This window comes from Streptomyces sp. NPDC102259 (assembly GCF_044766465.1).
Classification (GTDB): Bacteria; Actinomycetota; Actinomycetes; order Streptomycetales; family Streptomycetaceae; genus Streptomyces.
The window spans coordinates 42577-60898 of sequence record NZ_JBIWMA010000034.1 but is presented as its reverse complement, the minus strand read 5'-3'; the positions used below and the strand labels follow the sequence as shown (position 1 = coordinate 60898).

General features: G+C 66.0%; 19 protein-coding genes and 1 pseudogene. 11 read left to right on the top strand and 9 right to left on the bottom strand.

The window, feature by feature from the left end; genetic code table 11:
• Positions 1 to 213: 213 nt before the first annotated feature.
• A complete protein-coding gene (locus ACIRPU_RS40880; protein ID WP_403877232.1) occupies positions 214 to 1584 on the top strand; it encodes a sigma-70 family RNA polymerase sigma factor in 1371 nt (456 codons plus the stop codon).
• A gap of 296 nt (positions 1585 to 1880) precedes the next feature.
• On the opposite strand, the gene ACIRPU_RS40875 is transcribed toward ACIRPU_RS40880, so the two are convergent.
• Positions 1881 to 2366: a GNAT family N-acetyltransferase gene (locus ACIRPU_RS40875; protein ID WP_403877229.1), complete on the bottom strand. Its 486-nt coding sequence runs from the start codon at positions 2364 to 2366 to the stop codon at positions 1881 to 1883.
• 695 nt (positions 2367 to 3061) lie between these two features.
• On the opposite strand from ACIRPU_RS40875, the gene ACIRPU_RS40870 reads away from it, so the two are divergent.
• The 6 genes from ACIRPU_RS40870 to ACIRPU_RS40845 all read left to right on the top strand — a co-directional run bounded on the left by ACIRPU_RS40870 (position 3062) and on the right by ACIRPU_RS40845 (position 10145).
• Positions 3062 to 5314: a YcaO-like family protein gene (locus tag ACIRPU_RS40870; protein ID WP_403877226.1), complete on the top strand. Its 2253-nt coding sequence runs from the start codon at positions 3062 to 3064 to the stop codon at positions 5312 to 5314.
• A 12-nt stretch (positions 5315 to 5326) separates the two neighbouring features.
• The gene (locus ACIRPU_RS40865; RefSeq protein WP_403877223.1) at positions 5327 to 6619 is read left to right on the top strand and encodes a M16 family metallopeptidase; all 1293 of its coding nucleotides are present in this window, start codon (positions 5327 to 5329) and stop codon (positions 6617 to 6619) included.
• Complete coding sequence (locus ACIRPU_RS40860; protein WP_403877220.1) at positions 6612 to 7814, top strand: M16 family metallopeptidase; 1203 nt, start codon at positions 6612 to 6614, stop codon at positions 7812 to 7814. Before ACIRPU_RS40865 ends, ACIRPU_RS40860 begins: the two co-directional genes overlap by 8 nt.
• A 10-nt stretch (positions 7815 to 7824) precedes the next feature.
• Positions 7825 to 8400: a flavodoxin family protein gene (locus ACIRPU_RS40855; RefSeq protein WP_403877217.1), complete on the top strand. Its 576-nt coding sequence runs from the start codon at positions 7825 to 7827 to the stop codon at positions 8398 to 8400.
• Positions 8397 to 9674 carry an MFS transporter gene (locus tag ACIRPU_RS40850; protein ID WP_403877214.1) on the top strand — a complete coding sequence of 426 codons (1278 nt, stop codon included), beginning with the start codon at positions 8397 to 8399 and terminating at the stop codon, positions 9672 to 9674. The genes ACIRPU_RS40855 and ACIRPU_RS40850 overlap by 4 nt, the downstream gene beginning before the upstream one ends.
• A gap of 204 nt (positions 9675 to 9878) precedes the next feature.
• The gene (locus ACIRPU_RS40845) at positions 9879 to 10145 is read left to right on the top strand and encodes a hypothetical protein (RefSeq protein WP_403877212.1); all 267 of its coding nucleotides are present in this window, start codon (positions 9879 to 9881) and stop codon (positions 10143 to 10145) included.
• A gap of 2 nt (positions 10146 to 10147) precedes the next feature.
• On the opposite strand, the gene ACIRPU_RS40840 is transcribed toward ACIRPU_RS40845, so the two are convergent.
• A complete protein-coding gene (locus ACIRPU_RS40840; protein ID WP_403877209.1) occupies positions 10148 to 10489 on the bottom strand; it encodes a DUF6233 domain-containing protein in 342 nt (113 codons plus the stop codon).
• A gap of 245 nt (positions 10490 to 10734) precedes the next feature.
• Between ACIRPU_RS40840 and ACIRPU_RS40835 the strand changes: the two genes are divergently transcribed.
• Complete coding sequence (locus tag ACIRPU_RS40835) at positions 10735 to 10920, top strand: hypothetical protein (RefSeq protein WP_403877206.1); 186 nt, start codon at positions 10735 to 10737, stop codon at positions 10918 to 10920.
• A 127-nt stretch (positions 10921 to 11047) separates the two neighbouring features.
• Here the strand turns inward: ACIRPU_RS40835 and ACIRPU_RS40830 are convergent, their stop codons facing one another.
• From ACIRPU_RS40830 to ACIRPU_RS40810, 5 genes are all read right to left on the bottom strand, one after another.
• Positions 11048 to 11605, bottom strand: coding sequence for a hypothetical protein (locus ACIRPU_RS40830; RefSeq protein WP_403877203.1), 558 nt, complete (start codon positions 11603 to 11605; stop codon positions 11048 to 11050).
• 18 nt (positions 11606 to 11623) lie between these two features.
• On the bottom strand, positions 11624 to 12256 hold the full coding sequence (locus ACIRPU_RS40825; RefSeq protein ID WP_403877200.1) for a hypothetical protein: 633 nt from the start codon (positions 12254 to 12256) through the stop codon (positions 11624 to 11626).
• Positions 12257 to 12366: 110 nt separating this feature from the next.
• Entirely contained in the window at positions 12367 to 12624 is a 258-nt protein-coding gene (locus ACIRPU_RS40820) for a hypothetical protein (protein ID WP_403877197.1), read from the bottom strand.
• 170 nt (positions 12625 to 12794) lie between these two features.
• Positions 12795 to 13604, bottom strand: a complete 810-nt coding sequence (locus ACIRPU_RS40815; RefSeq protein ID WP_403877194.1) for a hypothetical protein — start codon at positions 13602 to 13604, stop codon at positions 12795 to 12797.
• Positions 13605 to 13717: 113 nt separating this feature from the next.
• Positions 13718 to 14089, bottom strand: a complete 372-nt coding sequence (locus ACIRPU_RS40810; protein WP_403877192.1) for a hypothetical protein — start codon at positions 14087 to 14089, stop codon at positions 13718 to 13720.
• Between ACIRPU_RS40810 and ACIRPU_RS40805 the strand changes: the two genes are divergently transcribed.
• The gene (locus ACIRPU_RS40805) at positions 14082 to 14753 is read left to right on the top strand and encodes a hypothetical protein (RefSeq protein ID WP_403877189.1); all 672 of its coding nucleotides are present in this window, start codon (positions 14082 to 14084) and stop codon (positions 14751 to 14753) included. The two genes, ACIRPU_RS40810 and ACIRPU_RS40805, sit on opposite strands and share 8 nt — an antisense overlap.
• A 154-nt stretch (positions 14754 to 14907) precedes the next feature.
• On the opposite strand, the gene ACIRPU_RS40800 is transcribed toward ACIRPU_RS40805, so the two are convergent.
• Positions 14908 to 16686: a hypothetical protein gene (locus ACIRPU_RS40800; RefSeq protein WP_403877187.1), complete on the bottom strand. Its 1779-nt coding sequence runs from the start codon at positions 16684 to 16686 to the stop codon at positions 14908 to 14910.
• A 403-nt stretch (positions 16687 to 17089) separates the two neighbouring features.
• Here ACIRPU_RS40800 and ACIRPU_RS40795 point away from each other — a divergent pair, with 403 nt between their 5' ends.
• Positions 17090 to 17734 carry a hypothetical protein gene (locus ACIRPU_RS40795; protein ID WP_403877184.1) on the top strand — a complete coding sequence of 215 codons (645 nt, stop codon included), beginning with the start codon at positions 17090 to 17092 and terminating at the stop codon, positions 17732 to 17734.
• 76 nt (positions 17735 to 17810) lie between these two features.
• Here ACIRPU_RS40795 and tpg read toward each other — a convergent pair.
• Positions 17811 to 18035: pseudogene (gene tpg / locus ACIRPU_RS40790) on the bottom strand (telomere-protecting terminal protein Tpg); the annotation flags it as partial.
• 63 nt (positions 18036 to 18098) lie between these two features.
• Between tpg and ACIRPU_RS40785 the strand changes: the two are divergent.
• Entirely contained in the window at positions 18099 to 18314 is a 216-nt protein-coding gene (locus ACIRPU_RS40785) for a hypothetical protein (RefSeq protein ID WP_403877181.1), read from the top strand.
• Positions 18315 to 18322 lie beyond the last annotated feature (8 nt).

The following is an 18322-nucleotide window of genomic DNA, read 5'->3' as shown; positions in this document are numbered from 1 at the left end:
ACAAGCCCCGACCGCATCTGTCGCCGCTTCCGCACCGCCGTCCGACAGCAAAGAAATCCTCCGATACCGGGGCAGTTGAGGTGAAAACGACCTCTTAGTGCGGCGCCTGCTCGGCGCCGGAGTCCGCATCGGGGCCTCCACCCTGATCGAACAACAGCCCCACTCCCCTGCCTCCCCGCCCAGCACGGCGTCCCTGGACGACGGAGGCCGCCGATGACCAGCCAGCCACCCGACCCGGCAGGACACACGACCCACAACCTCGCCGACTTCATGCCGCCCGAATTCTGGGAGTTCCAGGCCCGCTACGACCGCGCCTGCCTGGAGTACAGCCGCATCCACCTCGGCAGCGCAGCCGCGGCCCGCCGGCTGGTGGACAGCACCTTCCTCTACCTGGCCACCATCTGGTGCCGACTGGAGGCGATGCCCAACCCCGGCGCCCACGCCTGGGCCCTGTTCAAACAGCGCGTCCACGGCGAACTCGAGGCGCAGGGCCGCAGCCCGGCCACGACGGAGACCCTGGCTTTCGCCCGCGCGCTGCGCACTGCCTCCGAACCTCTCCTCAGCTCCTTCCGCGCTTCCTTCCACGCCGAATACGGCCCGGAGATAGCCGATCTCGAGGAGGGCATGGGCCTGTACCGGCAGATGACGAAGCTGAGCGAGCGGCAGTTCGACGTCCTCATCCTGCGCGACGCCCTCGGCTTCGATACCAAGAAGACCGCCCTGATCATGGGCATCCAGGAAGCCACCGTCCGCTCCATCCGCCGCACAGCCAAGCACCGCCTGGCCGCCGCCATGGGCCTCCAGTTCGACGACACCGCCAGTCTCCCGACACCGACGTCACGGACGACACCGACAAGGAGTGACCCACCCATGACCCGCGCCCCGCGCAGCATCGACGAGGCACTACGCCGTGCCCGCGTCTTCCAGGGCGAATACACCGCCGCCGACCTGGAGACAGCCCGGCACAACCTCGCCCGCCACCTGCACGAGCTGCGCTGGGTGCAGTGCCTCAGCACCGCCGCACCATCCGGCGCCCGAGCCCACCAGCTCCCTGGCGCCCTGCATGACCAGGCCGCGCACGACCTGCGCACCCTGTGCCGCGGCGCCGTCCACCACCACGGCGCCGCCCGCCACATCACCGCCTTCGACACCGTCCGCGACCCTGACGGCGCCCTCACCTTCGCCTGCCTGCTCTACCTCGCCGACCAGGAAGAAGGAGCCCAGTTCTGGTGGCACTACGCCGCAGGCGCCGGCAGCACCACCGCCGCCCTGAGCCTGTACCTGCTCCACCTGCGCCACGGTGACATGCGCGATGCCCAGCACTGGGCCGGCCAGATCCACCGGCTCAACCACCTCGACTGGCCCTGCTACACACCAGTGCCCCATCACGCCGACACCAGCGCCAACCCCTCCCCCGGCCCGAGCGTCCGCTACACGCTTCCTCGCTCGGGCCCCGCAATCTCCGAAGACGCCGTCAAAGACGCCATCGACGAACTCGAAGCCCCCCACAGCGGCGTCCTGGGCCCCGTTCCCCAGCCTATTCCCGCCCTCGCCGACCACTGGGATGAACTTGTCGCCACATGAGCTCCGGCCTTCGGGCCGGGCCCATGACATGAGAAGGCGCGCTTCCGTTGACGAAGCAGCCGCGGCGGAATCCGGTCCGTACGCTGTCCCCCGGCTGCGTGCGCTGGGCAGCCTTCGTCCAAGCAGATCCCTGTGACGGCTGGCCATGAGGTATCAGGGGAGGTGGGCCAGGACACAAAGATCGTCTTGTGAGGAGAGGCCCGGAACAATCGGCGCTCCGGGCCTCCGTCTCTGCCTTCTCTTGGGCCCGTGCACGTCCCCGTCGTGCGGATCTGGGGCTCGGCGAGCCGGGTGCGTTACAACTGGGCTTCCAGGGTCACCGACTTCGCAGCGAACCCGTGGCTCTCGTAGAACTTGATGGCGTCGGGGTTACTTGCGTAGGCAGTTACATCCACGCGGTCGGCTTGCTGTTCCTTGGCCCAGTCCATGAAGCTGGCCACGAGGCGGGCACCGATCTGGTTGCGACGCCACTCCGGCTTGACGTACATGCTGACCAGTGTGGCTGTCGTGATCGGCTTCATCGGCGAGGTGCCTGACAGCACAGCCGTCAGGTGGCCCACGATCTGGTCTCCCGCTCCGGCGACGAGTGTGAGGCGCTCAGGCACCTCGAGGTTCTGGCGGAAGCGTTCTGGACCGTGTTCGCGTGGCCAGTTGACGTTGATGCCTCCGGGGTCGCGGGTTCCGCCGTCTTCCGCGAACAGTCCTGCGCTGCACTCCACGAGCCCAGGTACGTCTCGTTCCTCGGCTCGCCGTATGACCGTTTCATTTGGCTGCGTACTCATGTAAGTCACCTTATGCGCAGCCTGGATGCCTCGTACAACGAAGCAATCGAGACAGGTGTCCGTTACTTGTCCGAAATCATGCGGCGTCAATAAAGCGCAGGCCAAATGGAAGGCCTGTAGGCATTGCATTTGCAAGATACGTCTTTAGGGAAGGTAAAGTTGCCCCCCTGGGTCGCGGTACCGCATCCACATCACCTGACTCGTATAAGCGACATACAGAATTAAAGGGACGTAATTATTCCGCCATGCGGAAATGGAACATATAATTCCGCATGCTACGCGGATAGATCCCCGGACGTTGCGCACGCGAAACGTGATCTTCACCGCAAGCGCTTTCCTCTTGATCTCAATTTCTGCCGAGGTAAATTCATCTCGTCACCCAGACCAGGCGCCGAAGTGGAGGAGACACCTCTTCGGCCCGGTCCAAATATCGAAGAAGGAGACCGTTATGGTTGAGATCTACGACGAGAACGACGAGATGGCCCTGCGTGCCGAGGCGAACAACAACATCGCGCCGGCCATCGAGTTCGGCTGGGACGAGTGACCTTCCCGGCCGCCCGCCGCTAAGTATCTAGTGGCATAGATGGGGTTGTTCCCGCCTTGACTCCCTTGGGGCAGGAACAACCCCATCCTGCGTTCCACTGCTCGGACCCTCGCCGCAAATTCCCGCTATGGGTGTATCAGGGGATCTTTCAATGGAAAACCAGAGCGCCATGAGCGATATCCGAATGATTGCCGCCCCACTAGATATCATCCATTTAGCAGCCGAGCGTTCCTTGGTCGTAACGGCTCAAGGAGCGAAGTTCTATGCCAACACGGGGGCCGAAGCCCTCCGTCGGTGGCTGGCAGGCTTCGACGGCACCAAATCCCTGGATGATCTGCTCGCCGGGGCTCCCGACGGATACGCGCAGATCGCAGTCAAGCTGCAGCAAGTCGGCACTGTGCAGCCCGTGCGCGGTAGCCGCGACCCTCGGACCTACCGAACCCCGGCTTCAGGGGCGCCCTTTCTAACAAGCCACAGCGTGGCGGTCATCGGCAGCGACGCCCTTCGGCGGGAGGCCGCAAGCTACCTGGACGCACTGCCACAGGACTGGCAGGCCATCGAGATGCACGAACTGCCGGCATGGGCGGAGCAAATCCGCGCCGACTCTGGTGAGCCCGTGCTGCTGGCTCTGTACGAAACGCCGGCGCACACGGAACTGTTGTCGGTCAACGACATGTGTGAAGAGCACCGTATTCCGTGGTTGTCCTTCAGGTTCGAGCTTGGCCACGGTCTGCTCGGCCCGGGCATATGGCCTGGTCAAGGACCGGACGTTCGGGATCTGCTCGACCGGCGGCGGGCTGCGGCGGTGTACGAGGACGCCTTCGACGCCATCGGGGTACACCGGGAGTCGGCTCTTCCGCAGCTCACACGAAGTGAGCTGCACTGGATGCTGGCAATGGTCGTTGCGCGACTTGAACGCTGGACAGCTGGCTCCATGCGGCAGGACCTGTATGAGAGTGAGCTGGAGATGAATCCTCTCTATCTCACCACCGAGCATCATCCAGTTATCCGGATGCCTCACCGGCAGTACTCACGGACCGACTACGAACCATCGCGGAAGTCTCTCGTGGACCGGCAGACCGGAATCATCACCCGTGTAAAATTTCGGGACAGTCGACATAACTTTCCTGCCAAACTCCAGTCCTGCGCTGTGGACGTCGCGGACATGCGGAGGGTGCTCAGCTGGGCCAACGACCGACAGGCTTTCGGCACCTCCTGGGACACCACAGAACAAGCCCGCGTATCCGCCATCGGTGAGGCAGTCGAGCGGTACTGCGGGAACTGGATACGCCCTGGAACTGAAATTCTGTATGGGTCATACGACGCGCTCAAGCGGCAGGGGCTCAATCTCCTCCACCCGAATTCTCTGGTGCTGTACTCGCCACGCCAATACGCAACCAAGGGTTTTCCCTTCGCCGAGTTCACACAGAGTTCCGAGTGCGCATGGATCAAGGGACTCTCGCATACCTCGCAGCGTGACATCTGGGTGCCGGCATTCAGCGTTTACGTGATGTGGCACGAGCACCCGGAGAGGCAGGAGGCGCTGTTCGGTTACCCGAACCTGGCAGGTATTGCCGCAGGTGACTCCTACGACTACGCGCTTACGTCCGGACTAGAGGAGATCGTCGAGCGCGATGCCTCGATGGTGTGGTGGGCCAACGCCCAACCGCTGGACCAGCTGCCCCATCTCCACGAACTTCGCGAACTCATTCAGGACCAAGCGCACGACCTGTCCCCGACCTTCGTCAGCATCGACAACGAGTTCGGCATCCCGGTCGTCGCTGCGCTGCTGACGAGCAAGAGGACCGGGGCCCTCACGATCGGCTTCGCGGCCCGTGAGTCCGGGATCGCTGCGGCAAAGAAGGCACTCGCCGAAGCGTGCACGCTGCAGGGCAACAGCGAGTACCTGCTGTCGAAGGAAGCGACGGACAAGCTCTCGAAGCTCGGCCTGCAGAACACCCGGAACCTGAAGCCGCACCGTGAAGACCGGCTCTACATGGACTCCTACCGGCCGGACTTCCACGATGTCGTCGACTTGCAGTGCCAGGGGCAGATCAATCTCGACCCGCGGGCACGGGCTCGCATGGCCCCGTGGACAACCGACCTTGCCGAGGGCAAGTGGGAGTCGGTGCCTTCCCTCCCTCGGCGCTCTTTCGACCTGTACCACGAACGCCTGGCCCGCGAGGGCTTCGAGGTGATCAGCGTGGACCTCACGACGGACGACGTGGCGGCCTCCGGGTTTCACGTCGCCAGAGTCATCGTGCCCGGACTGGTTCCCAACTTCCCCGCCGCGTTCCCCTTCTTCGGCAACGACCGCATACGCAACGCGGCCGTGAAGCTGGGCTGGCGGGAGCAGCCTCTGGACGAAGCCGATCTCAACCTCTTCCCTCTGCCACATGTATAAGGAGCCATGCCCATGCCTCACGTGACTGGGGACGGCAACGTTCGTTCCCCAGGAGCCGCCGGCACCGTCGCAGACATCCGGCTGTCCAACGGCATCAGGGTCGGCATCGTGCACGACCCTTTGCGGAGCTGTGTTTCCCTGTGCATCACCCACGGTGGGGGACATCGCGCCGAGCCACGGGACAAACCGGGTATCGCGCACCTCGTTGAGCACTTGGCGCTCGACGTCTCAGGCACCTCCCCCACCGGGCATCTACATCGCGTGCAGGCACTCGGCGGCGTCGTGAACGCCTATACCGGACGTGACTACACACAGTTCTTCTCCTCGTTTCCGATCCACGCGCTGCCCGAGATATGCGAGGCGGAAGCTGAGCGGCTCGCAGAGCCGGTCACCACGCCCGCCAATACGGAGCGGCAGCTGCGGATCATCCGTCAGGAGGTGCTGTCCCGCCTGCGGGGCAACGGCGGCTTTCCTGACATCTACATGCCTGCCGCGTTGTACGCGGAGCCGGCGAACGCCCACTCCGGCTTCGTGGACAACCAGGACCTTCACATGGTGCCCAACGAGGAGCTGACCTCGTACCTAAAGGCGACCACCGCACCGAGCAACACAACGATCACTCTCGTGACTCCCCAACGGCTCGAGCAGGCTCGCGTCTGCCTCGAGGCTTTCGCAGGTATTGTCGCGCGGCCGCCGCTCAGCCTGCCCTCTCTACCGGAGCCCAGGCACAGGATTTCGCGGACTACCGCGGTGACCAGGCAGGGTGTGCTCGCCGAGGAGGTCGCGTTCGGATTCCGGCTCCCCGGCCCCGACCAGGCACCTGCCCGGTTCCTCGCGAACGTCGTCCTGGCAGAGATGCTGATCTCGCTCCTCGCCCAGGATGCGAGCCTGGGGCTGCGCCGCAACGACATTCGCACGAGCTTGACCGGACTCAACGCCTTCTCGGAGCGCTCCCCGGCAATGTTCTGGCTGAGCATGCGCGTGCAGCATCCGGAGCAAGGACAGCGCTGCGCGGCGGTACTCGAAAGGACCCTGTCCGAGGTAGCGGGCGACCCGGACCAGTCTGTCTGGAGCCAGGCAAAGCAAGACACCACGTCCTTGCACCACAGGGTCATGGATTCCGGGCTGCGCCAGACCCGCCTGCTGGGATGGCTGCTGGCCTTGCACGACTGGCCGGACGGGTTCGCCACGCTGTCTCAGCTGATCAACGAAGTCAGTCGGGAGGACATCGCCGTCGCTGCAGAGGAACTCTCCAAGCAGCCCACCACGCAACTCGTACTGACGCCCCAGGAAGCGCATGCTTGACCCGCAGCACTACACCCACCTCGTCAGCGAAGTGACCGTTGCTGACATGGACGGCCTCACACTCGTGACACTCCCCCGGCCATCCGGCGACCTGGCCTACTTCAGATGGCGGTGGGCCAGCCCTCCTGTCACCGACCCGCAGAGTGCGAAGGCGCTGGAGGGTGCCCTGAACGAGGCCGTGCGTGGCCGGATGGCGGTGGTCGCCGCCCCAGCAACCAGGGGGACGGTCAAATTCCAGGTACTGATCGACGCTGTCGTAGCTACCGGTCGCTGCGCCCCCGCTGGACTCACCGGGCTGTTGTCTGCCTTGGCTTCTGCTGTTGCCGGGACCCTGGGTGCCCAGCCTCTCGCCGTGCCTGGCGCTGTATCGCCGGCGGAACAGGCACGCCGATATGTCCAGGCAGGGACAGCAGGGCTACTGCCGCCCGCCCCCTCCTCGGAACCTGAACAATGGCTTGCCGCGAGCGGGCAAGCCCACGGCCCCGGTATCTCGACTCTCTGCATCGTCGGCGACTTTGATGCTCATGCGCTCGAAGCCAGCCATCCGGTACTACATCAGAGTTCCTCCCCTGCAGTGCAGGTCGAAGGCATGGGCCCGAAGAAGTCGCCAAGACCGGCGCTGACGGTGCTCGATGCACCAGACAGCCGCATGGCCGACGTAGTCATGGGGCAGCAGATGCCCGCCCGCGGCGCTCCTCTCGGGCCGGCTGCCGACCTTGCGCTCACCGCGCTCGCCGGCGCGCACCGCTCAGATCTGAACGTGACACTGCGGGAGGAACACCGCCTCACCTACGGCGTCCAGTCCTCCGTAGCCGCTCTTGCCGGCGCGTCCACATACGTCCTGTGGTATTCGGCGCCGGCAGGTCAGGCTCAGCAAGCACTGGCCCTCACCCGGACGGCGATCGAGTCGCTTCGCGAGCGCGGAGTGAGCGCGGAGCGCCTTGCCGACCTCCAAAGCCTGCGGACCGGAGCGCTCGTGGTGTCGCTCGACACCAGCGAGGGGTTATGCGCGTGCCTTGCATCCCTTCATCTCCCCGGCAGCCAGCCGGACTTGATCGAATACCTGCGCAGCTACCAGAGTGTCTCCGCGGACGATCTCAGGGCCGCACTTGACGCGTTCTTCGATCCGGACCGCATGCACGTGGCCGTAGCGACGAACAGACACAACGCTCTCGACTGGAGAACCCATGGCTAGTCTCATATCCGTGGCCTTTCACTCCCGTGGCGGCAATACTCGCCGCTTAGCGGAAGCCATTGATGCCGGCGCCGCCGAGCAGGGAGCCTCCACGCATCTGGTCGACATCGAAAATGTCACCACCGAAGACTGGGCCATTCTGGCGCGCTCGGACGGCATCTTCTTCGGCTCGCCCACCCACATCGGAGGCCCTTCCGCGAGCTTCGTGGCCTTCGCCGAACAGACCAGCCGCTTTCAGCCGTCCGCAGCCTGGGCCGACAAACTGGCCGCAGGCTTCACGACGTCGGCAGCCATGGAAGGCGGAAAGCTGGGGGCCCTGCAGTTCATGCTTGCCCTGGCCACCCAGCACGGCATGCTCTGGGTTGGGCAAGCGCTGCGAGCCGGATGGAACACCAGCAAGGGCTCACTGGCAGACCTGAACCGCCTCGGCTACCGCCTCGGCTCGGTTGCCCAGTGCAACGCAGACGAAAAGCCCGCGGATATGAAGGAATCCGACGTGCTCACCGCAGCAGAGCACGGACGCCGGATGGCACGTCTCGCCCAGAAGCTCCACGGCGTGCCCGCCGTTGCGGAGGGGCTTCGATGAACCTCCCCGTACTCCTCGAGCGCCTGGGCTTCCCGGACACCCGAAACCGCAAGCGGCTCGTGATCATCGCTGTGGTGGACAGCCTCGGCACAGGCATGTTCCTGCCGCTCACGGTCGTATATTTCGTGACCGTCGCTCACATGGGTATCTCCGAAGTCGGCCTCGCCCTCTCTCTGGGTGCGATCATCGCGCTCTTGGGCGGACCACAGACCGGAGCCCTGATCGACCGCTACGGACCCGGCAAAGTTGCAGTCCTCAGTTGCACCCTCCGCGGTCTGGGCTTCATTGCTTACCTGGGCGTCGATGCGGTATGGCAGCTGGTCATCGTCTCAGCGATCGTGCGCTGGGCCGACAACGCGTTCTGGCCGGCCAACAGCGCCATGATCATCAGCCTGTGCGGCCGTGAACAACGAGTCCGCTGGTACACCCTCGGCAGAACCGTCCGCAGTGTGGGCCTCGGCTTGGGCGCTGCCCTGTCCGGAGTGCTCATCGCCTACGGCAGCGGCGGCGCCAGGGCGGTCGTGCTGGCCAACGCCGCCACCTTCTTCGTCGTCACCGCGATCCTCACGACCTGGCGAGAGGCGTTCACCACTGCAACAGCAGCCACCCAGACAAAACCTGAAACTGAAACGAAAAAGCCGACAGGCATGCGAGCCCTGCTCGCTGACAGGGCGTTCCTCCTGGTGGTGATGGCCAACACGCTCTTCGCCGTCACCACTCTCTCCCTGGCTGTCCTGCTGCCGCTGTACGCCGAAAGCCGTGCCCCTCAGGACCACTGGCTGCCAGGCGTGCTGTTTGCCTTGAACTCCGCCTTCCTCATCATCGGGCAACCCTTCATGGTGAGGTACATAGAAAAAACCGGGGAGATGCGAGTCATGCAGACCGCCTCTCTCTTCTGGGCACTGTCGTTCGCGGTCTTCCTCGGAGCCTCCACACTGGATGCGATCGCACTGACCAGCGTATTTTTCATCGCAGTGGCACTCTTCAGCACCGCCGAGCTGATCCACGCCCCCACCGGAGTCATAGTCGTCACCAACCTGGCGCACCCAAGCCTGCTGGGCCGCTACCTGAGCATGAACCAGATGTCCTGGAGCGTCGGCAACGTGATCACTCCCGCCATGCTGACCGCCCTGTTCTCGACCGACGACCGCCTGCCCTGGGCCATCTTGATCATCTTCTGTGCGGCCTCATCGACTCTGCTGCTGGCTGCTTCGGGCCCCGTCGCGGAGCGTAAAGCTGCGGCTGCGGCAGAACCATCACAAGCGAAGGCATAACGCGACCCCGGCGCGGAACAGGCACCCAAGCGTCATGGCCGCCGTCGGGTGTTCTGGCCGGCTTCAACGCCATAGGCATCACTACCTGGAACGCCGGGCTGCGCTGCTGTATCGGCTCGTCGACGCCGTCGGCGACGAGTCCTCCCACTACCTCACCCGGACGTCGAGGACCGCGCCGAGGACCTACGGGTCAGGGCCGAGGCCGTGGTCCATGAGTGCGGGGACCCGCCGCCCGCACCGCGCCGGGCGCGGTACAAGCCGCTCCCGGAGGCGCCGGAGCCCGAGAAGCCGGGGCAGGTCCTCGATCTGATGGCAGCCCTGACCGAGTCCGTGCAGAAGGCGAAGGCCTCCCGCGGCAAGGACGCCGACGTCCATGAGATGCCGAAGTCGAAGAAGGCGGCCGCGAAGAAGGCCACCAAGAAGACCGCGGCGAAGAGGACCAGCGCCAGGAAACCCCGCAGGAGCGCCTGATCTCATCCCTCCAGGAAGCCGAGCCCGCTGTCCGGCCGGCAGTGGGTGCAGGCGGGGATGCCCTCGGCGAGCCAGCGCAGCGCGTCACTGCGCCCTATCCCGCGCGACCGCTTGCCTGCCATGTGGCAGCGGCCTTCGTGAATCATGTTCGGCGGGCTGTCGCGGTTGAGGCCCATCTCAAGCAGCCAGTCCGGCTGGGGTGGCCGGGCGTCGGCGCCGCGCTGCCTCTCCTGCTCACGCCGCTCCTCTGCCGCGATCCACTTCCGAGTGCGCTCAAGGTCGGTCTGCTGGACGCGTTCGAGGAAGCGCAACATGGCGAGGCGGGACGGGGCGGAGTCGTGCATACGTTCGATTCTAGAGCTCGGTATTGACCCTGCCGACCTGGAGCCTGCACCGGCCCGGGCGACGCGCACCGATTCGTGGCCGCATCGACATCGACTCGGACGAGCGGCGCCGCTGCTGCTCCTGCCGGGCATTCGCCGTCGCGACACGCGTCGTTTGTCCGGCCGGGCACGGGCCGCGCTGGCACGATCAGTGCCGGGACTGCATGATCGCCGGGGTCCGGCTGGCGTGGGAGGCAGGTACACCCATGGAAGGCCGCTACAAGGTCACCCTGCTCGTCGACGAGCGGCCGGTCATGCAGGGCTGGTGGGAGGAGCGCGCGACCGCGGACCGGAAGTATCTCGCCTGGATCGGCGAGCACGGCAGCCGCGCCGGCGCCCGCGTCACCCTCACCGATGAGACCACGAATGACGTGGTGAGGAGCTGGCCGTGATCGCTGTCCAGCCTGGCTCCGGCTGTGCTGTAGGCGACGTGGCCGTGGGGCCCGCCCAGACCTCCCCGGACGGGCCCCACGTGTGCACCAAAACAGCACCCCATCCAACGAGCCGGCCGGACCTCGGTCACTTTCCGGGTGCCGGTGCTGTCTGCATCATGTCCCGCGCAGCCGTAACCAACGTCCCACGGGCTTCCACCAACTGCTCCAACTGAGCGCCCCATCCCTGCCAATTCGCGTCCGCACCCGGAGGCTGGGAACTCTGGCCTCGCAGGAAGTCGGACGCATCAGCAAAGGCGACGGTGAGAGCGGCGACGGCTTCCTCCATGCCTTCTGGGCCGATCACGAAAAACAGTTCGCCCGGCTTCATGATCGGGTTCCACAAGGACTGGACCCGCACGTCTACGAACTCGCTGAAGAAGCGGTCGGGATGGTTGCGCTCCATGTCGCCCTCGTGGTCGCTCCAGTGCTCCACCATCTGCTTCAAGCCTTGCACGCCGGTTTCCCACGCCTCCATGAGGGCGACGTATGCCTCTTGGCGCTGCTCGCGTAGCCACTGAAGGTGTTCGACCTGAGCTTGGGCGGTGGTCTGTTGGCCGCCGACGTAGATGCCAGCGAGGACGCCTCCGACTCCGAAGAGGCCGGCGGCGATAGCGGCGATGATGGCGGCCCATGCTTCGGTCATGCGCATCATCCTGCCGGGTCAGACAGCCCGGCGGCGTAGGTCCTCTGCCCACTCCCGGAGCGGGCTATCGAGGGCGAGGTTGTCGCCCCGGTCGCCAGTCTGTAGGAGCATCGCGCATACGGTCGCTTCGGCCGCGAAAGCGGCCGGACTGCCCAGGACTTCGAAGGTCTGGCGGACGCGGACGGCGTCCCGCTCGGCATCGGTACAGCCATCCTCCAAAGCTGACGGCATGTTGCCGGTGGTGCTGGTCCCGTGCTGGTGGTCGTGGCGGACCAGTTCGCCGGCGACGTCGGAGGCGTCCGTGCGCAACTCCACATCCCTCGGTACCGGGTTGAGGGAGTCCTCCTGGTAAGGGCGCGGCAGGTAGCTTCCGTGCCCGTGGCACAGGGCGAGCGCGTCCAGGACGGCGGCGGTCTCCAGCAGGTCGTCCCGGCACTCCATGGCCTGGCTGCTGACCTGGAAGTCGATGAGGTCCTGGTTGCGGGCGGTGTGCGCGGCCGCCAGGTGACGGCGGTCCATGACGTTCGAGTACAGCAGTACCGGGATGAGTTCGCCGATGCGGACCAGATGTTTGCCGTACGCGGCTTGAGCCGCCCGGCTGGTCGACCAGCCGGGCCACGGCTCATCCGGGGAAGCTCGGTGTGCGCTCATATCGCGGGAAGTTACCCACTCTCAGCAGCAGCGGGGCCGGAACGGATCATCCCGGCCGCGACCGGCATCGCGTTCGGGCCTGACGCCGTCGCTGCTCACCGACGCCCGGCTCACGCCGTGGTCCGCAGCGCAGCCGGCTGCGGGACGGCGGCCGCCGTCCCGGCTTCCCGGGCCGCACGCTCTTTCCGGGCCCGGCGTAGGGCGACGGCCTCAGTGGCCGCGTCCTGGCGGCGGCGCTGCGCGCGGACCTGCTCGATCCTGGCCGGCGCATCGTCCGGGACGACGTCGGATTCGGGGAACGCCCGGCGGCTGAGCTCCCGCATCGCACGGTTCTGCCGCTCCACCGCCTCCGCGATGCCGGGGTCCACCCGGGACGGCGGTGCGCCTCGATCGCGCGGCTGTAGCCGTCGGAGGCGGTCTCCCGGGTGCGCACCGGTCCGGCGTGCGCGGCCGGTTGCGGATCCGGGTGGGCGGCCGCCGTGGCGGGGCGGGCCTTCCCGGCGGCGGTCGCCAGGACGTGCAGGGGGCCGGCGTGGTGTTACTTCTCGACGACGTGGTAGTTCTTGGCGGGGAAGGTAAGTTGGAAGACCATCCCGTACTTGCGGCGCAGATCCGCCACGCTGGTGGAGGCCGGCTCGCGCAGGCAGCGTCGCATCGGCGGATCATCGGAGCCGCATGGGTGCGGCTCTTCGATCAGTTCGCGTGTCCCGCTGCTGTGCACCTGATCCCAGTTGAGCCTGACAGTGCCCGCACTGAACAGCAGTGTCGGTTCACCGGTCCCGGGCCCTTGCGGATCGCCTGTCTTGCCTCGGTAGTAGTCGATGACTGTGCGTGCGTACTGGAAGTCGTGGCCGAAAGGGATGGGGGATCCGCTGCGGTCCCCTGCGGTGAGGACTCCGTCGAGAGTGTCGGCCATTCGGCGGGGGTCGGCGCCGAAGTAGGCGGTGACGTACATCGTGCAGCGAATCTTGTACTGGTCGTCGCCGGTGGGGAAGAACCACTCCTTGGCCTTCCCACCAGCACACGCATCCTCTATGGCGACGATGCCGAGGGTGAGTGGGGTCTCGGTGTCCCAGGCGGCGATGATGTCCCTGCTGGCAGACTCTGCTTCCTGCCGCGCCTTTGCTGATTTTGAACTGCCGGCGAGTTTGCGTACGGTCTTCTCGCTGGTCGCGCGACCGCAAGCGGCGAGGGCAAGGATCAGGATGACGCTGAGAGGTAAGTACAGAGCGCGGCGTATGCGCGGTCTCGGTTGTCGGCGCGGTGCGGACCCGCTCGGCCAGGCGGCGACGGCGGAAGCCAGCAGAAGAGCCATCACCAGCATCACTGTCCATAAGGTATTGGTCACAACTGGCATTATTCTCGGCTGCACGGACCGCTACTATCCGTAGACATACTCATAAAGCGTGGGCCGGTTCCTTAGAGCAGAGAACCGGCCCACGAGTGGTGCGGGCCGTTCTGTCAGGTCTTGGGCCAAGATCCCAGCACGGCCTCGAGGGTGTCGGCGTACAAGCGTGCTCCGGCGATCTTCGGGTGGAAGGACTGCGCGGAAGTACCGAAGGTAAAGAACGGCCAGTCAACTTGGGGCTTGTCGCTGGTCGTCAGATCGGTGACGATGCCGTGAATGGTCTCCGGGTCGCCGCAGACGGCCTTGCCGTAGAAGAAGGCCTGCGGGTTGGCATACCCGACGTCCACTCCCCTTTTCCGCAGGACGTCGGCGACATCGAACATCTCCACGGCGAGGTAGTCACCGACGCTGTTGAGCCATTGTGATTCCTCCGGCGAGATGCCGAAGCCGGGGACCCGGTTGAGGCAGGAGGCATCGTTGGACACATTGCCCGATGACCTTCCCGACGCCTGCCGCGCCGCTCTCCCCGACCTGCGGAGCAAGAACTTCCTGGCCGACCTCTCCGGCGACCGCTACCGCCTCGACCCTGGAGTGAGGCACCTGGCCGGCCGGCTCCCCAACCCTGCCGACCCAGATGAGCCCGCAGCACCGAGGCCACTGCGGGGCACCCTCAACTGGCCGCAGGTCAGCCCCGCCGAGTGGGCGCAGTGGAAGGACAAGGCCAGCCCGGCCTTGCGGCGGCACGCTGAGATTGTCGAAACCTGCGCCGTGTGCGCGCTGCCCTTCGACAAGATTGCGCCCGCTTTCGCTTCCACTCGCTGCCTCGTCCCGGCACCGCGATACGTGCGTGAGGCCTACGGCTTGTGGAAGGACAAGCACCCAGACCGCGGGCCGCTGGCCGCCCAGTTCACCGTCGCCTTCCGCGCGGAACACGGCCACGGTCCTTCCTACAACCAGCTGTGCAGCGGCATGGGCTGGGACCTGCCCCGCACCCTGCGCACCTTCATCGTGCGCCGGCTCCTGGCGAACGAATGGCTGACCGACACCGCGCCCGTGCCCTGGACGCTACGGCCGGGAAAAAACGCCCAAGCCCACGGAATCATGCTGCCGGGACAAGTTCCGCGAGCACAGCCAGAGGCATGCAAATGACGATGGCCGCCCTGATCGAAACGTCGGGCTCTGCAACACCGCTAGCCCCAGCTCTTGTGCACTTCGAACGCCGGTGACACGTTCACAAAACACCCCGCCTTCCAGGGCGTGGACGCTGGGATGCCAGCCCTCCGCCTTCGCCGTGGGCGCCCTTCTACTTCTCGCCGGGACTGATGCGGTCGTTGCTCTGCAGGACGCGGCGCAGGCGTTCGTCGTGGGGAAGCTGCCGCTTCTCGCTGGGGCCGACGCGATCGTCGTTGTCACACAACTTGCCCGGTCCGGCGTCGCATCGTGGGCACATCATCCGGTACCAGTCGCCGCGTGGCACCTGGTGGTGCAGCCGGACCGCGGCCTTCTTCTCCGCCTTCTGCCCTTGGCCCTTGCGGTGGGCCTTCGGCCGCGGCTCCTGGAGGGGACGTGAGGGGCCGACGTCACCTTTCTCCGGGATCTGCTGCATCCGCGGGATGGAAGCCTCGGCTTCTTGTTGGGCTGTCCTCTGCTGCCGGACCAGCTCTTGTGCGGCTTTCCGTTCGTTCAGGATCAGTTGCAGCCGCTCATTGTGGCCAGCGTGGCGCGCCTTCCCGCTGCTGGGGCCGTCGACCAGCACACAGTTCTTGCCCTGCTCCGCGTTGCAGCGCGGGCAGCTTCGCTGTATCCAGTACCGCCGCGCCACGTGCAGCTGCTCCTGCGGCCCCAGCGCTGCCCACTTCTTCCAGACTTCCACACGACGCGCTTCACCACGCTTCAGCAGTTCTCCAGCGGATGCCGCGGACCGCAGGAGCTCCTCCACCTGCGAGCGCAGATCGAGCGTGTACGTGTCGTAACCGCGAAGGCGATGGAGGGCGCTGCGGACGCGAGTTGCAGCCTGTTGTGCTTTCTTCTCGGTGGCAGCCTCCGCTTCGAGCGCGTCCCGCGTGAGGTTGTCCAAGCCCGCGAAGAACTTGATCGCCGACTCGTGGATGGCCACCTCGGCCTCCGTGCGGTCTCCAGATGCGGTCGCGTTGACGCGAATCAGGAGCCTGCGCACCTGCCCGGGTTCTTGCTCAGCCACCGCCCTGTTCAGGCTGTCGAACAGCTTGCGGCGCTTCTCGCTCTGCTCGACCAGCCAGATCCCCGCGTGGCGAACGCCGGCCTTGAGCTGCTCCTGGAGCTCCCCCGTCACCCCGGTCAGATCGTCGATCTCCCCGCACACCTGCTTCACCAAGGACACGGACTCGATCCGACGCGCATCCGCCAGCCTGCGCAGCAAGGCCTGGGCGCGTGCCTCCGGCTCCGGCGTCTTCCTCGCCTTGCCGGTCGACCACAGCGATGGACGCGGCGCGGTGCGGGCCTGAACGATCTTCTCCACCGCCGGCGTCGACAGACCGCGCTCTGTCATCGCGCAGTCGTCCAGGCCGAACCACTCGGTAGGGCGTGCGAAGGCTTCGGTGCCGATCTGGACGCGCCGGGCAGTGCCGTCGCTGTCCAATCGGATGCGGTGCACGTACCAGCGGCGGATCAGGGTGTCCCGGTCCACCGGCACGGACATGCCCAGCACCGGCTCACTCCCGTGGTCCCAGACCGGTGCCACGGCCTGGTCCAAGTGCACGCGGAGCCTCCTGTGCTCGAGGTGGATGTCCACCAGCGAGCCGATCGGTGCCCCGTCAGGCTGGGCGAACTCGAAGCCGGCCTGTTCGCCGCGGTTACGCAGCCAGGTGTCGGCCGCCGCCTTCACGTACAGGTGGTCGGCGCTGTTCACGCCACGGGAGCGGCGGCCGCACAGATGAGGGTGTCCGTCGGGTCCGGGGTGGTGGGCGAAGTGGCAGACCCGGTCGGTGTACAGCTTGGTCGTCAGCTGGAGGCCGCAGCCTCCGAGCAGCAGCCCGCACCAGAACGTGTCGTGCTGGTGTCGATGGCGGAAGGCATCCAGCTCGATCGCCTCCAGCGGCAGCATCAAAGGCTCCTCCGAGCCCGCACCGCCCAGAACCGCCGTCTGAATCTGCCGCCTGTCACCGCGCACGAACCCCCGCCTTCCGTCCCAACTCATCGTGCCATTACAGGCGTTGCCCTCACAGACCATAGGCGCGCGCTCGAACCAAGCCAGACAAGGCTGCCCATCAGCTTGTTCCTGCCGCGTCGCCTGGCCCTGGCAGGGTCCAGCGTTGGGTAACCCTCGCGCCAGAGGCTCGTTAGGTTCGGTGGACCGCTCAGCGGCGACGGTCCCGGCTGCGCTGCGCCGACCCCCGCGCACGGCAAGCGATGAAGCCCGAAGGTGCTCCGCATCTCGCCCTTATCCAGTAACAGCGAGGTCCGTTCATCGCATCGGATCGCGGGGGCCGGTGCAGATAGAGCGACGAGTGACCAAGTACCACGCACGCAAAAAGGAACTGCGCCGCCGTATGAAAGAAACTGGTCAGAGCTACCAGGAGACAATCCGCAAAAGCCAGCAGGGCAGCGATGGCCCCAGCGAACCGGAAGTGCCGAATGCGGACCGGCGGGAGGACTACGTTGACGCGGTCTGGGACGCAGCGCTGCCCCAGATGGTGAAAGTCCTTCTCTACGAGCTGGCCTCCCGGCTCGACGTGACCTTGCCGGACATGCACAAAGAGTCCGACCGCGTCCGGTTCGATGAGGACGAACTGGCGCGAAGCATCGGCCTCGACGATGAGGCCGCCAACCTGTGCCGCTACCTGGCGATCGAAGCAAACTGGCTCGTCGAAGTGGAAAAGGGTGTGCTGGAGTTGCGTACCCCTCACCAAGACTGGGACATGTACATGAGTTTCCTAAAGGCCGAAAAGAAGGCAGTCGGAGACCGGGCGATCTACCGCGGGCGGCTGGCTGCCTTTGAGGCGGACATTGTGAGGCTGAGGTCGCAGCCGATGATGACAGTGCGCCACCTGAAAGAAGCAATGGCAGCTGTAGTTGGGCACGCATTCGTGCCCAAGTGCGTCGGGGGCAGCCTCGCGCAAAACAGCCATGGCCTGGGTTTCGACGGGAACTGAGTAGGGTCCCGGCAAGGACAGGACTGGGGGCGTGCCACCCGTCCCCAGTCCGTCCTCGCGGTAATTTGCCGCTGCTCATGCGGTCCTGGTCTGTCGACCCGATGGGTGCGGTGTAGCCGAGCCGGGCTCGGGTGTCGATGACGATGCCGCCGGTCGTTGCCGCCGTCTGCCGGGCATTGGCTCGGATCTGCGGCTGCCACCGCTTCTTCACCTCGCTCTCCAGGCGCTCGGCGAGGTCCGCTCGGGGAGTTTTGATCTGGCCTTTCACGTACCGCTCGACGGTGCGCTGGGAGATCCGGAGGCCGACCAGTTCGGCGGTGAACTCGCCGTGGCGTTGTGCGCCGGCCTCAGTGGCCGGGAAGCCTTGGCCAAGGCGATGGCACCGCTGCTGGTGCTGAGGACCTACCTCAAGGCGATCCCCGGGCTCTCTCTGGTCCTGGTCGCGGAGGACAAGGACGGTGACATCGTCGGCGCGGCGTACGCGCTGCCGCCGATGCCCATCATGAACAGCGCCCACGAGCAGGGGTTCCCTCCCGCAGAGCTGATGTCCATTCCTCTGTCGCCAAGCTGGCCGGGCTGAGCGTCACA